General features: G+C 72.2%; 8 protein-coding genes and 1 pseudogene. 6 read left to right on the top strand and 3 right to left on the bottom strand.

All coding sequences use genetic code 11. The features are described 5' to 3' along the window. Window positions 1–35: 35 nt before the first annotated feature. Both ABH937_RS31075 and ABH937_RS31070 read left to right on the top strand, forming a co-directional pair. On the top strand, window positions 36–1,838 hold the full coding sequence (locus ABH937_RS31075; RefSeq protein ID WP_370220171.1) for an ABC transporter ATP-binding protein: 1,803 nt from the start codon (window positions 36–38) through the stop codon (window positions 1,836–1,838). Then, a complete protein-coding gene (locus tag ABH937_RS31070) occupies window positions 1,835–3,646 on the top strand; it encodes an ABC transporter ATP-binding protein (protein WP_280687377.1) in 1,812 nt (603 codons plus the stop codon). The genes ABH937_RS31075 and ABH937_RS31070 overlap by 4 nt, the downstream gene beginning before the upstream one ends. Window positions 3,647–3,648: 2 nt before the next feature. On the opposite strand, the gene ABH937_RS31065 is transcribed toward ABH937_RS31070, so the two are convergent. The 3 genes from ABH937_RS31065 to ABH937_RS31055 all read right to left on the bottom strand — a co-directional run bounded on the left by ABH937_RS31065 (window position 3,649) and on the right by ABH937_RS31055 (window position 8,175). Then, window positions 3,649–4,317 (bottom strand): hypothetical protein, encoded by a 669-nt coding sequence (locus ABH937_RS31065; protein ID WP_280687378.1) that lies wholly within the window; start codon window positions 4,315–4,317, stop codon window positions 3,649–3,651. Between the two features lie 193 nt (window positions 4,318–4,510). Then, window positions 4,511–7,129: an alpha-glucan family phosphorylase gene (gene glgP, locus ABH937_RS31060; protein ID WP_280687379.1), complete on the bottom strand. Its 2,619-nt coding sequence runs from the start codon at window positions 7,127–7,129 to the stop codon at window positions 4,511–4,513. A gap of 719 nt (window positions 7,130–7,848) precedes the next feature. Then, entirely contained in the window at window positions 7,849–8,175 is a 327-nt protein-coding gene (locus tag ABH937_RS31055; protein WP_370220170.1) for a hypothetical protein, read from the bottom strand. Between the two features lie 34 nt (window positions 8,176–8,209). Here ABH937_RS31055 and ABH937_RS31050 point away from each other — a divergent pair, with 34 nt between their 5' ends. The 4 genes and pseudogenes from ABH937_RS31050 to ABH937_RS31035 form a co-directional block, all read left to right on the top strand. Then, window positions 8,210–10,135, top strand: a complete 1,926-nt coding sequence (locus tag ABH937_RS31050) for an alpha-1,4-glucan--maltose-1-phosphate maltosyltransferase (protein WP_280687988.1) — start codon at window positions 8,210–8,212, stop codon at window positions 10,133–10,135. Further along, window positions 10,132–11,835, top strand: coding sequence for a maltose alpha-D-glucosyltransferase (treS, locus tag ABH937_RS31045; RefSeq protein WP_280687380.1), 1,704 nt, complete (start codon window positions 10,132–10,134; stop codon window positions 11,833–11,835). The genes ABH937_RS31050 and treS overlap by 4 nt, the downstream gene beginning before the upstream one ends. Before the next feature lie 227 nt (window positions 11,836–12,062). After that, window positions 12,063–13,601: a maltokinase gene (locus ABH937_RS31040; protein ID WP_280687381.1), complete on the top strand. Its 1,539-nt coding sequence runs from the start codon at window positions 12,063–12,065 to the stop codon at window positions 13,599–13,601. Window positions 13,602–13,666: 65 nt separating this feature from the next. Further along, window positions 13,667–14,703: pseudogene (locus ABH937_RS31035) on the top strand (1,4-alpha-glucan branching enzyme); the annotation flags it as partial.

Below are 14,703 nucleotides of genomic sequence, written 5' to 3'. Positions count from 1 at the left end.
GAGGAATGTCGGGGGCTCCGCCTACGCTCGGCCTGATGTCCGAGAACGCCGAACCCCCGCTGCCGCTGCCCACCGCCGGGCCCACCAGGTCCACGGTGCGCTCGCTGCTCAGGCTCAGGTCCTACGCCCACCCGATCCGCTGGTACCTGATCGGCGCGGTACTCGCCGCGCTGGTCGCCTCCGCCGCCGTGCTGGTGGTGCCCCTGGTGCTCGGCCGGATCGTGGACGGGCCGATCGGCCACCACGACCAGCACGCGCTGTGGCCGCTGATCGGTCTGCTCCTGCTGCTCGGTGCCGCCGAGGCCGGGCTGTTCGGCCTGCGCCGGGTGCTGATCGCCCGCCCGCTGGCCAAGGTCGAGGCGGCGATGCGCCGTGACCTGTACGCCAAGCTGCAGCGGCTGCCGGTCTCCTTCCACGACCGCTGGCCGTCCGGGCAGTTGCTCTCCCGAGCCACCTCGGACATGTACACCCTGCGCCTCTTCCTGGCCTTCCCGCTGGTCTTCCTGATCGTCAACTCGCTGATGTTCCTGGCCGGATCGGCGCTGATGCTGACCCTGGACTGGCGGCTGGGACTGATCGCGCTGATCCCCGCCATCCCGCTGGTGCTGCTCTGCGTGCACTTCGAGACCCGCTACTCGGCCGCCGCCCGGCTGGCCCAGGACCAGAACGGCGACCTGGCCACCGTGCTGGAGGAGTCGGTGCTCGGCATCCGGATCCTCAAGTCCTTCGGTCGCCGGCGCAGCATGGCCCGCCGGTTCGCCGAGCAGGCCGAGCGGCTGCGCGGCACCGAGCTGCGCAAGGCCCGGATGCTGGCCGACCTGTGGGCGCTGATCGTCGGCCTGCCCGAGGCGGCGCTGGGCACCTCGCTGGCGGTCGGCGCGGTGCTGGTCGCGCACGACGAGCTGAGCACCGGCACCCTGGTCGCCTTCCTCTCCACCGCGCTGGCGCTGCGCTGGCCGGTCGAGTCGCTGGGCTGGCTGCTCGCCTACAGCAACGAGGCGGGCACCGCCGCGGACCGGTTCTTCGACGTGATGGACACCGTCGAGGAGGTCCCGCTCGCCGCCACCGACGCCGCGCCGAACGGCGACGGCATCCGCTTCACCGGCGTCCGCTTCCGCTACCCCGACGCGCCCGCCGGCTCCCCGGACCTGCTGCGCGGCATCGACCTGCACATCCGGCACGGCGAGACGGTGGCCCTGGTCGGCGCCACCGGCAGCGGCAAGACCACGCTGACCGCGCTGCTCCCCCGCCTGTACGAGACCACCGCGGGCAGCATCACGCTGGACGGCCAGGACATCACCCGGCTGCCGCTGCCGCGGCTGCGCGAGATCGTCGCGGTCGCCTTCGAGGATCCCACCCTGTTCTCCGCCTCGGTGCGGGAGAACGTGCTGATGGGCGCGCCCGAGGCGACGCCCGAACTGCTGGAGCGGGCCCTGGCGGTGGCGCAGGCCGGCTTCGTCGGCCAGCTGCCGCAGGGCGCGGACACCGAGGTCGGCGAGCAGGGCCTGAGCCTGTCCGGCGGCCAGCGCCAGCGCCTGGCGCTGGCCCGCGCGGTGGTCGGCGACCCCGACTTCCTGGTCCTGGACGACCCGCTCTCCGCGCTGGACGTGCACACCGAGGCGCTGGTCGAACAGGCCCTGCGCGAGGTGCTGACCGGCACCACCGCGCTGGTGGTGGCGCACCGGCCGAGCACCGTGCTGCTCGCCGACCGGGTGGCCGTGCTGGTCGAGGGCCGGATCCTGGCCGTCGACACCCACCAGCGGCTGCTGGAGAACTGCCCCGAATACCGCGAACTGATGTCCGGCGAGAGTGCGCTGGAAGCGAGTGTGACCCGATGACCGTGCTGGCTCCTGAGGAAGAACTCCCCGTGCTCGCGGACGAGGAGATCCCCGTCCCGCCCGGCGCCCCCACCGCGCTGCTGCGCTCGCTGCTCGCCCCGCACCGCGGCCGGGTGCTGGGCGCGATGCTGATGATCCTGCTGCAGCAGGCCGCGCTGCAGTCCGGCCCGCTGCTGGTGGCGCTCGCCATGGACCAGGGCATCCCCGCGCTGCGCCGCCACGACAGCGGCCCGCTGATCGCCGTCACCGCCGGGTACCTGGGCTGCGCGGCGCTGAGCACGCTGCTGCAACGCGCCTTCATCCGGCTGACCGGGCGGCTCAACCAGGACGTGCTGCTCGACCTGCGCACCCGGATCTTCCGGCACGCCCAGCGGCTCGGCCTGGACTTCCACGAGCGCTACACCTCGGGCCGGATCATCTCCCGCGGCACCAGCGATGTGGACGCGCTGCGCGAACTGCTCAACGAGGGGCTGCAGGAACTGCTCGCGGTCCTCCTGTCGGTCTGCTACATCGCGGTGATCCTGCTGGTGATGGACTGGCGGCTGGGGCTGCTGGCGCTCAGCTCGGTGCTCCCGATGGCGCTGCTGGTGCGGATGTTCCGGCGGCGCAGCTCGCGGGTCTACCGCACCTCGCGGACCGCGGTCGCCTCGGTGATCGTGCGCTTCACCGAGACGATGAACGGCATCCGCCCGGTGCAGGCGTTCCGCCGCGAGCAGGCCAACCTGGACGCGTTCGACGAGGCCAACCGGCAGTACGCCACGGCGAACGCCAACGGGCTGCTGGAGATGGCACGTTACGTCGGGTTCTCGCGGGCCGCCGCCAACCTCTGGGTGACCCTGGTGGTACTGGTCGGGGCCTACCTGGTCACCGACGGCAGCCTGGAGGTCGGTGTGCTCACCGGCTTCGTGCTCTACCTGCGGCGGCTCTACGACCCGATCGACCAGCTAGCGATGTTCCTGAACAGCTACCAGTCGGCGGCGGCCGCACTGGAGAAGATCGCCGGCCTGCTCGCCCACGAGCCCTCGGTCGCCGAACCCTCCGCTCCCCTTCCCCTACCGCCCACCTCGGCCACCGGCCGCACCGTCGCCTTCACCGACACCGCTTTCGCCTACCGCACCGGCAAGGTGGTGCTGCCCGCCTTCTCGCTCACCCTCCCGGCCGGCCGGACCACCGCGATCGTCGGCGCCACCGGCGCGGGCAAGTCCACCCTGGCCAAGCTGCTCGCCCGGTTCTACGACCCGACGCAGGGTCAGGTCACCCTGGACGGCGTCGACCTGCGCGAGCTCTCCACCACCGAGCTGCGGCGCGGCATCGTGATGGTCACCCAGGAGTCCTTCCTCTTCTCGGGCACCGTCGCCGAGAACATCGCCATCGGCCGCCCCGACGCCTCCCGCGCGGAGATCGAGGCAGCGGCGAAGGCGATCGGCGCCCACGACTTCATCACGGCCCTGCCGGACGGCTACGACACCGACGTCCGCAAGCGCGGCGGCCGGATCTCCGCCGGACAGCGCCAGTTGGTCGCCTTCGCCCGCGCCCTGCTGGCCGACCCCGCCGTGCTGATCCTGGACGAGGCCACCTCCTCGCTGGACATCCCCGGCGAGCAGGCCGTCCAACGCGCCATGCGCACGGTGCTCGCCGGCCGCACCGCGGTGATCATCGCGCACCGCCTGTCGACCGTGGAGATCGCCGACCGCGTCCTGGTGATGGAGTCGGGCCGGATCATCGAGGACGGCACCCCCGCCGAACTGATCGCCGGCAGCGGCAGCTTCGCCACCCTGCACACGGCCTGGCGGGAGAGCCTGGTCTGAGCTCACCCGGGCGGGAGCAACCCCGGCCGGTCGGGCAACCGCACCGGGTTCCCGCACGGCAGCCTGCTCACCACGGCCTTGGCCACCTTCAGCGCGATCCCGGCGTAGGCCGCCCGCACCCGGGCGGTCGACGCCGTGCCGAGGTCCCCGCTGCTGACCACGACGCGGACGTACGGCGAGGCCTTGACCGCGCCGCTCGGGTACGTGCACGCGAACTGCATGGCCAGCGGCCCGGTGCCCTGGGCGATCCAACCCCTCGCGTCCGGGCCGAAGTCCACCACCTGCAGCGCGCTGCCGAGCAGCCGCGGATCCTCGGTCCCGTCACTCTCGTCCGCCGAACTCACCGCCACCGAGAGCATGTTCGAGCGCTGCGCGTCATTCCACACCAACCGGCAGCTGGAGAGCAGCACCCCGCTGGTCACCGGCCCGTCGATACTCCCCCGGTCCGACGCCTTGGCCACCCCGTCCGCCCCCGCCAACACCCGGTAGTCCCCCGGCCCCAACTCCCCCCAACACGCACTGGCCGGCAACCCCACCGACTGCCAGGGCTTCCACCAGAACCCGGTCACCCCAGCCCCGGCCACCAGCACCAAGGCAGCGGCCAGCGCAACGGAACGCCACCGCCGACGCCCCTCCCCGGTCGGTAACTGCTCGTACTCAACGCCCGCCATGGTCCCCCCATGCGTACGGTCGGCAACGGATGGCGACATCCTAAACACATGCGGTGAGCGAAACGCCAGGTTTTGGCGTGGCCCTGACGCCCGATGATCCTTCGGGGCTGAACCACCGCGACACGCACAACGGTGCGCGGGAAGTCGACCCACCCGACTTCCCGCGCACCAGCTCAGCACCGGGCAACTGCCGCTACCGCAGCACCCCCGCGTCCATCCCCGCCGACTCCGCCGGCAGCGCCACCAGCCCCAGCTCCGCCGCCGAGGCCAGCAGCGGGTGGCTCGGCAGGACCCGCACCGTGTACCCGAACGGGCCGGTGCGGCCCAGTTCCAGGGTTCCCTCGTAGCGTTGGCAGCCGGCCAGGTCGGGGCCGCCGACCGGCTTGAGGGTCTGGGTGTCGGCGTCGCGGATCAGGTCGCTCTCGTCCACCGCGCCGGAGACCGCCTGGACCTCGACGTCGACCGGGTCCAGGCCGCCCAGCGCCACCTGCACGCGCAGCGCCACGGCGGAGCCCAGCTCGGCGGCGTCCGCGGCGGCGTCGACGTGCTCGACGCGGATGGCCGGCCAGGCGGCCCGCACCCGGGCCTTCCAGTCGGCGAGCACGCGCGCGCCGTCGCCGGCGAGGCCGCGCTGGGCGAGGGCGGCGGGGGTGTAGAGCCGCTCCACGTACTCGCGGACCATCCGGCCGGCCAGCACCTTGGGGCCGAGGGTGATCAGGGTGTGCCGGACCATCGCGATCCAGCGGTGCGGCAGCTGGTCGGCGCCCCGGTCGTAGTAGGTGCCGGCGACCTGATGCTCGATCAGGTCGTAGAGGGCGGCGGCCTCGATGTCGTCGCGCTGGTCCTCGTCGAAACCGGAGCCGTCGGCGGTCGGGATCGCCCAGCCGTTGCGGCCGTCGTACCACTCGTCCCACCAGCCGTCGAGCACCGAGAGGTTGAGGCAGCCGTTCAGCGCCGCCTTCATCCCCGAGGTGCCGCAGGCCTCCAGCGGGCGCAGCGGGTTGTTCAGCCAGACGTCGCAGCCGGGGTAGAGGTGCTTGGCCATCGCCATGTCGTAGTCCGGCAGGAAGACGATCCGGTGGCGCACCGCCGGGTCGTCCGCGAAGGCGACGAGCTGCTGGATCAACCGCTTGCCGCCGTCGTCCGCCGGGTGCGCCTTGCCCGCGACCACGATCTGCACCGGCCGGGTGGGGTGCAGCAACAGGCCGCGCAGCCGGTCCTGGTCGCGCAGCATCAGGGTGAGGCGCTTGTACGAGGGGACCCGCCGGGCGAAGCCGATGGTCAGCACGTCGGGGTCGAGCACCGCATCGGTCCAGCCCAGCTCCGCCTGGCCGGCACCGCGCTGGCGCCAGGAGGCCCGCAGCCGCCGGCGCGCCTCCTCCACCAGCTGCGCGCGCAGCTCCCGGCGCACCGCCCAGATCTCGGCGTCGCCGATCTGCTCGACGCCGCTCCAGCGGTCGGCGGTGCCCACCGACATCGCGGCCTCGGTGCGGTCGACGCCGATCTCGGCGGCGCCGAGGCGCACCACGGCGGGGTCGATCCAGGTGGGCGCGTGCACGCCGTTGGTGATCGAGGTGATCGGCACCTCGGCGGCGTCGAAGCCGGGCCACAGGGCGCCGAACATGGCGCGGCTGACCTCGCCGTGCAGGGTGCTGACGCCGTTCGCGCGCTGGGCCAGCCGCAGGCCCATGGCGGCCATGTTGAAGAGCTTCGGGTCGCCGCCCGGCCAGTTCTCCACGCCGAGGGCGAGGACCTGGTCGACCGGGACGCCGCGCAGCGCCGCGTCGCCGCTGAAGTGACGGCCCACCAGGTCCCGGTCGAACCGGTCGATGCCGGCGGGGACGGGGGTGTGGGTGGTGAAGAGGGTCCCGGCCCGGACGGCCTCCAGGGCCCCGGCGAAGTCCGCCGAGGCGGTGGCCACCAGCTCCCGGATCCGCTCGATCCCGAGGAAGCCGGCGTGCCCCTCGTTGGTGTGGAACACCTCGGGCTCCGGGTGTCCGGTCAGCCGGCAGAACGCCCGCACCGCCCGTACCCCGCCGATGCCCAGCAGCATCTCCTGCAGCAGCCGGTGCTCGCTGCCACCCCCGTAGAGCCGGTCGGTGACGTCCCGTTCGGTGGCCGTGTTCGTTTCCAGGTCGGAGTCGAGCAGCAGCAGCGGGACCCGGCCGACCTGGGCCCGCCAGATCTGGGCGGCCAGGGTGCGTCCGCCGGGCAGCGCGAGTTCGACCCGGCAGGCGGTGCCGTCGGGCTCGCGCAGCAGGGTGACCGCCAACTCGTCGGGGTCGAGCACCGGGTAGCGCTCCTGCTGCCAGCCGTCCCGGGAGAGCGACTGGCGGAAGTAGCCGTGGCGGTAGAAGAGCCCGACGCCGATCAGCGGCACGCCGAGGTCGCTGGCGGCCTTGAGGTGGTCGCCGGCCAGGATGCCCAGGCCGCCGGAGTACTGCGGGAGCGCCGCGGTGATGCCGTACTCGGGCGAGAAGTACGCGATGGCCGAGGGGCGCTCGCCGAGCGGCTCGTAGGACTGGTACCAGCGCGGCCCGCTCAGGTAGTCGTGCAGGTCGTCGGTGAGGTCGCCGAGCCGGCGCAGGAAGCGGCGGTCGGTGGCGAGCGCGGCGAGCCGGGCGGCCGGCACCTCGCCGAGCAGCCGGACCGGGTCCTCGCCGACGGCCTCCCAGACTCCGGGGTCGACCGAGCGGAACAGCTCCCGGGTCTCCGGGTGCCAGGACCAGCGCAGGTTGAGCGCGAGTTCGTGCAGCGGCTGGAGTTGTTCGGGCAGGACGGTGCGGACGGTGAATCTGCGGATGGCCTTCACGGCCCGAAGCGTAGACCGCCGCAACAGGGTGATGGAGCGTCAACTCTCTTAACACAGCTCCATTCGGGCGACAGATGAGATCACGTCCGGCGCAGTTCACGCCACAGGGGGCGCACACGGCGCACGCCAAGGGGCGAGCGCACGCCGGTCGTACGGAGTACCCCCGGGTGGGTGGCAGCAGATGGCTGAACTGCTCCCCCGCACCACCCACGCTGGCCTCGAACCGAGTGGTAAGAGCTACGAACAGTGCGAGGATGGGCACAGGCCGCTGTCGCAGCGGGTCGGCATGGGTGGCGATTCCCGTGCGGCACGGCCGGTCCTCCGCGCTCCGATTCCTTCCCCGACTCTCCGTCAGCTCGTCGGCGCCAGTCCCTGCGCGTTCAGCTGCCGGCCGTTAGCCCACCTGGCTCACCTGGTGTCCTCCCTGGTGTGCCACCGCGTGTCCTCACGCTTGCCCTGGTCGTTTCCGGGGCAGGCCGGAATCGCCCTCCGGGCGTGCCGCGAGGCCGCGCGCCGGGACGCGCGCCGTGTCGCAGCTCCGGACCGCCGTGCGGCGCCGGATTTCGGCCATCGGCCCGGGCACGGTGGTACGGGCAGGCACCGGTCGCTTGTCAGTCCCCCCACCCAGCAGTTTTCCCGGTACTCCCCGGTGCTCGAACCGCCCGCGGGACTGCCGCCGATCTCGGGCAGGAGTTTGGCATGCACGGCGACACACGGAATCAGTCCGCACTGGTGTCCGAAGGGTTGGAGCCACTCACCGTGCCGGTATCGATTTCGGCCATAACTGAGCCGCTCGCGCCGCGCGCTCCCCGAACGGCCGAAACAGCGTCAGACACGTCGCCCAGCCAGCCGAAGCCCCGGTCCGCCACGAGCACCTCCGCCACGACCAAGCCCGCCCCGCGCAAGAGCACCGCGAGCAAGAGCACGCCCAGCAAGAGCACATCGAGCAAGACCGCCCCGAGCACAGCCACCCCCAGCAAGACCACCGCCCGCAGCACCGGCACTCGAAGCGCCACCGGCGCCCGCAACACCGCCACCCGCAGCACGGCGACGGCACGCCGGACGAAAGAGAGCGCCCCGATGATCGGCCGGATCCCCGTCCTGGACGTCGCCCCGCAGGTGGACGGCGGCCGCCGCCCGGCCCGCGCGGTGGTCGGCGAGACCTTCCTGGTCACCGCCACCGTCTTCCGCGAGGGCCACGACGCGGTCAACGCCAACGTGGTGCTGCGCGACCCGCGCGGGCGCGGCGGCGCCTGGATCCCGATGCGCGAGCTGGCGCCCGGCACCGACCGCTGGGGCGCCGAGCTCACTCCGACGGCCGAAGGCCGGTGGAGCTACAGCGTGGAGGCCTGGAGCGACCCGGTGGCGACCTGGCAGCACGCGGCCACCGTCAAGGTCCCGGCCGGGCAGGACGTCGAACTGACCCTGGAGGAGGGCGCGCTGCTGCTGGAGCGGGCCGCCGCCGGGGTGCCGAAGAAGGACGGCCGCGCCGAGGTGCTCAAGGCCGTCCACGCGCTGCGCGACCTGGCGCTGCCCCCGCTCTCCCGCCTGGCCGCCGCCCTGGCCCCGGCGGTGACCGAGCCGCTGACCCGCCATCCGCTGCGGGAGATGGTCACCGCCTCCACCGCGCTGCCGCTGCGGGTGGAGCGGCAGCGGGCGCTGTTCGGGTCCTGGTACGAGTTCTTCCCGCGCTCCGAGGGCGCCACCCTGAACCCGCCGCGCTCGGGCACCTTCCGCACCGCCGCCGAGCGGCTGCCCGCCGTCGCGGCGATGGGCTTCGACGTGCTCTACCTGCCGCCGATCCACCCGATCGGTACGGCCTACCGCAAGGGCCCGAACAACTCCCTGACGCCGGGCCAGCAGGACGTCGGCTCGCCGTGGGCGATCGGCTCGCCGGAGGGCGGCCACGACGCGATCCACCCGGACCTGGGCACCATCGAGGACTTCGACGCCTTCGTGGCCCGCGCCACCGAGCTCGGCCTGGAGATCGCGCTGGACTTCGCGCTGCAGGCCTCCCCCGACCACCCCTGGGTCAACAAGCACCCGCAGTGGTTCAGCCACCGGATCGACGGGACCATCGCCTACGCCGAGAACCCGCCGAAGAAGTACCAGGACATCTACCCGATCAACTTCGACCAGGACTTCGACGGCCTGGTGATCGAGACCCTGCGGCTGCTGCGCCACTGGATGGGCCACGGGGTGCGGATCTTCCGGGTCGACAACCCGCACACCAAGCCGGTGCACTTCTGGGAGAAGGTGATCGGCGAGATCAACCGGACCGACCCGGACGTCATCTTCCTGGCCGAGGCCTTCACCCGGCCCGCGATGATGCACACCCTGGCGAAGATCGGCTTCCAGCAGTCGTACACCTACTTCACCTGGCGCAACAGCAAGTACGAGCTGACCGAGTACCTGAACGAGCTGACCGGCCCGGCGGCGGCCTACATGCGGCCCAACTTCTTCGCCAACACCCCCGACATCCTGCCCCGCCACCTGCAGCAACAGGGTCTGAGCGGCTTCGCGGTGCGCGCCGTGCTGGCCGCCACCCTGTCGCCCAGCTACGGCGTCTACGCCGGCTTCGAGTTCGCCGAGTCCACGCCGGCCGGCCCCGACACCGAGGAGTACCTGGACAGCGAGAAGTACCAGCTGCGCCCGCGCGACTGGACCCGCACCGACTCGCTGGCCCCGCTGCTCACCACCCTCAACCGGCTGCGCCGCGAACACCCCGCCCTCCAGGAACTGCGCAACCTCAGCTTCCTGCCCACCGACAACGACCAGGTCATCGCCTACACCAAGCGCACCGGCACGGACCAGCTGATCATCGTCGTCAACCTCGACCCGCACCACCCGCAGGAAGCAACCGTCACCCTCCCGAGTGACGAGCGGCTCATCATCGACGACGAGCTGCTCGGCGAGAGCTACACCTGGCACCGCCACAACTACGTCCGGCTCGATCCCTCAATGGCGCCGGCCCACCTCCTCACGGTTCGGAGGACCTCCCTGTGATTGTGAACGAGCCCGTCCACGACACCTTCGCGGACACCGAGAAGAAGGACTTGGACCCGGAGTGGTTCAAGCGTGCGGTCTTCTACGAGGTGCTGGTGCGGTCCTTCCAGGACAGCAACGGCGACGGTGTGGGCGACCTCAAGGGGCTCACGGCGAAGCTCGACTACCTCCAGTGGCTCGGCATCGACTGCCTCTGGCTGCCGCCGTTCTTCGCCTCCCCCCTGCGTGACGGCGGCTACGACGTGGCCGACTACAAGTCGGTGCTGCCCGAGTTCGGCGACCTGGCCGACTTCGTCGAGTTCGTGGACGCCGCCCACAAGCGCGGCATGCGGGTGATCATCGACTTCGTGATGAACCACACCAGCGACCAGCACCCGTGGTTCCAGGCCTCCCGCAACGACCCCCAGGGACCGTACGGCGACTTCTACGTCTGGGCGGACGACGACAAGCAGTACCCCGACGCCCGGATCATCTTCGTCGACACCGAGACCTCCAACTGGACCTACGACCCGGTCCGCAAGCAGTACTTCTGGCACCGGTTCTTCTCCCACCAGCCGGACCTGAACTACGACAACCCGCGGGTCCAGGAGGAGATGGTCGCGGGTCTGCGGTTCTGGCTCGACCTCGGGATCGACGGCTTCCGGCTCGACGCGGTGCCGTACCTGTTCGCACGCGAAGGCACCAACTGCGAGAACCTCCCGGAGACCCACGAGTTCCTCCAGCGGGTCCGCAAGGAGATCGACGCGGACTACCCGGACACCGTGCTGCTCGCCGAGGCCAACCAGTGGCCGGAAGACGTGGTCGACTACTTCGGCGACTTCGGCTCCGGTGGCGACGAGTGCCACATGGCCTTCCACTTCCCGGTGATGCCGCGGATCTTCATGGCGGTGCGCCGCGAGTCGCGCTACCCGGTCTCGGAAATCCTGGCCAAGACGCCGACCATCCCGGGCGGCTGCCAGTGGGGCATCTTCCTGCGCAACCACGACGAGCTGACCCTGGAGATGGTCACCGACGAGGAGCGCGACTACATGTACGCGGAGTACGCGAAGGAACCGCGGATGCGGGCCAACGTGGGCATCCGCCGCCGCCTCGCCCCGCTGCTGGACAACGACCGCAACCAGATCGAGCTCTTCACCGCCCTGCTGCTCTCGCTGCCCGGCTCCCCGGTGCTCTACTACGGCGACGAGATCGGCATGGGCGACAACATCTGGCTGGGGGATCGCGACGGGGTCCGCACCCCGATGCAGTGGACCCCCGACCGCAACGCGGGTTTCTCCTCCGCCGACCCGGGCAGGCTCAGTCTGCCGCCCATCATGGATCCGGTCTACGGATACCAGGTGACCAACGTCGAAGCGCAGCAGAGCAGTTCTTCCTCGCTGCTGCACTGGACGCGGCGGATGATCGAGATCCGCAAGCTCAATCCGGCCTTCGGTCTGGGCAGTTACACCGAACTTCCGTCCAGCAACCCGGCCGTGCTGGCCTTCGTGCGCGAGCACGAGGGCGACCTGGTCATGTGTGTGAACAACTTCTCCCGGTTCCCCCAGCCCACCGAGCTGGACCTGCGGCGGTACGGCGGGCGCTATCCGGTCGAGCTGATCGGCGGGGTGCGGTTCCCGTCGATCGGCGAATGGCCGTACCTGCTCACCCTGGCGGGGCACGGCTTCTACTGGTTCCAGCTGCGCCGGCCCGGCGCGCAGTAACGATCCACCAGCTCCCCGCCCGCGCACGGGGCGCGGGGCCCGCCTTCGCGCCCCTCGGCGGGCCCCGCGCCACGTACGTACGGAGAACAGCCCAACACGCACCCACCTCAGGCGTAACACCCGAGTCCGTCTCGCGTGCCGCCGCAGCAGCGCCGCCGAAATCCGGAAGACTGGCGGGCCCGGCCTGTTCTGTCGGGCCATCAGCCCGCTTCCGGGGAAAGGGAGTCATGTCGGAAATCTCCCGTTCTCAAGCCCACGCCCACCGCGACGCGGGCACCGCGCCGCGCGGTCCGGGCGGTCCGGGCGCACCGCACGGCGCCGGCGGCGCCGGCCGGGGCGCACCGGGGCACACCCAGGGCGGGCACGGCAGCAGACCACGGATCAGCAGTTCGCTGGCGGTCGGCGAACTGGTCGAGGCCGCCCTGCCGATGATCGCCGACTGGCTGCCGGGGCAGCGCTGGTACGCGGGCAAGGGCCAGGCGATCACCGGCCTGCACCCGCTCACCGCGACCCCGCTGCTGACCGGCGACCCGGCGATGCTGCACCTGCTGCTGCGGGTGGAGCACGGCGGGGGGGCCGACCTCTACCAGCTGCTGCTCGGCCTGCGCACCGAGGCGCCGGCCGGCCTGCTGCCGGAAGCCGTGCTCGGCAGCCTCACCCACGGACCGTACGACGGCGCCTCGCTCTACGACGCGGTGCACGATCCGGAGCTGACCGGGCGGCTGCTCGGCCATCTGGCCACCGGCGACCGGTTCGGCCCGCTCTCGTTCCGCCGCACCCCGGGTCCCGGGCTGCCCAGCGACCTGCTCGGCCGGGCCGGCACCGCCGAGCAGAGCAACACCTCGGTCATCTACGGCACCGCCTTCATCCTCAAGCTGTTCCGCCGGATCAGCCCCGGCACCAACCCCGACCTGGAGCTGTCGCTGGCCCTCTCGCGGGCCGGCAGCACCCGGATCCCCCGGGTGGCGGCCTGGTTCGAGAGCCGGCTGGCCGGTGCCGAGCCGGCCACCCTGGGGCTGCTGCAACGCTTCCTGCCGGATGCGGAGGACGGCTGGGAGCTGGCCCTGGACCAGGTGGCCCGGCTCAAGGGCGACCCCAGCCCCGGCAACTTCGCGGTGGAGGCGCACCGGCTGGGCCGGGCCACCGCCGAGGTGCACCGGGTGCTGGCCCGCGCGCTGCCGGTGGCCAAGCTGGACCGCGAGCAGACCGGCCGGCTGGCCACCGCGATGGCCGAGCGCCTCGACGTGGCGGCCGCCGCCGTCCCGGCGCTGCGCCGCTACCGGCCGGCACTGCACGCGGCCTTCCAGCAGCTGACGGCCGATCACCTGACCGGGCTAACCGTCCAGCGGATCCACGGCGACCTGCACCTGGGGCAGGCGATGCGGACCCCGCACGGCTGGGTGCTGCTGGACTTCGAGGGCGAGCCGGCCAAGTCGGTGACCGAGCGGCGGGTGCCGCAGCCGGCCCTGCGGGACGTGGCGGCGATGCTGCGCTCCTTCGACTACGCGGCGGCGCACCTGCTGGCGGGCGCCGAACCGGACCCGCAGCTGGCCCACCTGGCCGCGAGCTGGGCGGCCCGCAACCGCACCGCCTACTGCGCGGGCTACACGGCGGCCGGCGGCACCGATCCGGCGAGCTGCCCGGAGCTGCTGCGGGCGCTGGAGATCGACAAGGCCGTCTACGAGGTGGTCTACGAGGCCAGGCACCGGCCGGGCTGGCTGCCGATCCCGCTGACCGCCATCCATCGCCTGGCCACCGCCTCATGACGCATCATCAGCTGACGGATCCGTAATGCCGTCGGATCACTCTCACCGCCAGGAGGAACCCCGCAGTGGCCCCGCTCGACCGCACCAACCCGACCGTGCCCGCCACCTTCCTGCCGGGCGGCGGTCCGCGGCCCCGCGCGGCCGCGCACGGGCGCGACGTGCCCGCGTCCGAGGCACCGGCCACTACGGCACCCGTTCCCGCGCCTGAAGCGGGCACCCCGATCAGCAGTCCGGTGGACGCCCCGGTGCTACGGCTGGCCGAGGCGCCGCTGCCACCGGCCGAGATCGACCGGCTGGTCGGCGGCGCGCACCACGACCCGCACGCCCTGCTCGGCGCGCACCCGACCACCGGAGGCACGGCGATCCGGGTGCTGCGCCCGCTGGCCGAGCGGGTCACCATCGAGACCGCCTACGGTCCCGCCGAGCTGACCCACCAGCAGGGCGGCCTCTTCACCGGCCTGCTGCCCGGCTCGGCGATCCCGGCCTACCAGCTGAAGGTCCGCTACCCCGGCGGCGAACCGCTCGCCCAGCAGGACGGCTACCGGTTCGCGCCCACGCTGGGCGAGTTGGACCTGCACCTGATCCGCGAGGGGCGCCACGAGCAGCTCTGGAAGGCGCTCGGCTCGCACCCGCGCACGGTGGACGGCGTGCTGGGCACGGCGTTCGCGGTGTGGGCGCCGAACGCGGTCGGGGTGCGCCTGGTCGGCGACTTCAACCACTGGGACGGCACCGGGTTCCCGATGCGCTCGCTCGGCGCGAGCGGGATCTGGGAGCTGTTCGTACCCGGGCTGGGGGTGGGCACCCGCTACAAGTACGAGATCCGCGCCCGGGACGGGCGGTTGCTGCAGAAGGCCGACCCGCTGGCCCGGGCCGCCCAGTGCCCGCCGGAGACCGCCTCGGTGGTGCACCGGTCCGAGTACCGCTGGGGCGACGGCCAGTGGCTGGAGCGCCGGGCCCGCGCCCACCACCACCGGGCGCCGATGTCGATCTACGAGCTGCATCTGGCCTCCTGGCGGCCGGGTCTGACGTATCGTCAGCTGGCGGTGGAGTTGCCGGGGTATCTGCGGGAGTTGAACTTCACCCATGTGGAGTTCATGCCGGT

Source organism: Kitasatospora sp. GAS1066B (genome assembly GCF_041262605.1).
Classification (GTDB): Bacteria; Actinomycetota; Actinomycetes; order Streptomycetales; family Streptomycetaceae; genus Kitasatospora.
The sequence above is the reverse complement of the archived record's forward strand: the minus strand, read 5'-3'. Positions and strand labels throughout refer to the sequence as shown.

Bases quoted from the DNA above. Each gene is read 5' to 3' on its own strand.
- ABH937_RS31075 (WP_370220171.1), top strand. From the start codon at position 36: ATGTCCGAGAACGCCGAACCCCCGCTGCCGCTGCCCACCGCCGGGCCC.
- ABH937_RS31070 (WP_280687377.1), top strand. From the start codon at position 1,835: ATGACCGTGCTGGCTCCTGAGGAAGAACTCCCCGTGCTCGCGGACGAG.
- ABH937_RS31065 (WP_280687378.1), bottom strand. From the start codon at position 4,317: ATGGCGGGCGTTGAGTACGAGCAGTTACCGACCGGGGAGGGGCGTCGG.
- ABH937_RS31050 (WP_280687988.1), top strand. From the start codon at position 8,210: ATGATCGGCCGGATCCCCGTCCTGGACGTCGCCCCGCAGGTGGACGGC.
- ABH937_RS31040 (WP_280687381.1), top strand. From the start codon at position 12,063: ATGTCGGAAATCTCCCGTTCTCAAGCCCACGCCCACCGCGACGCGGGC.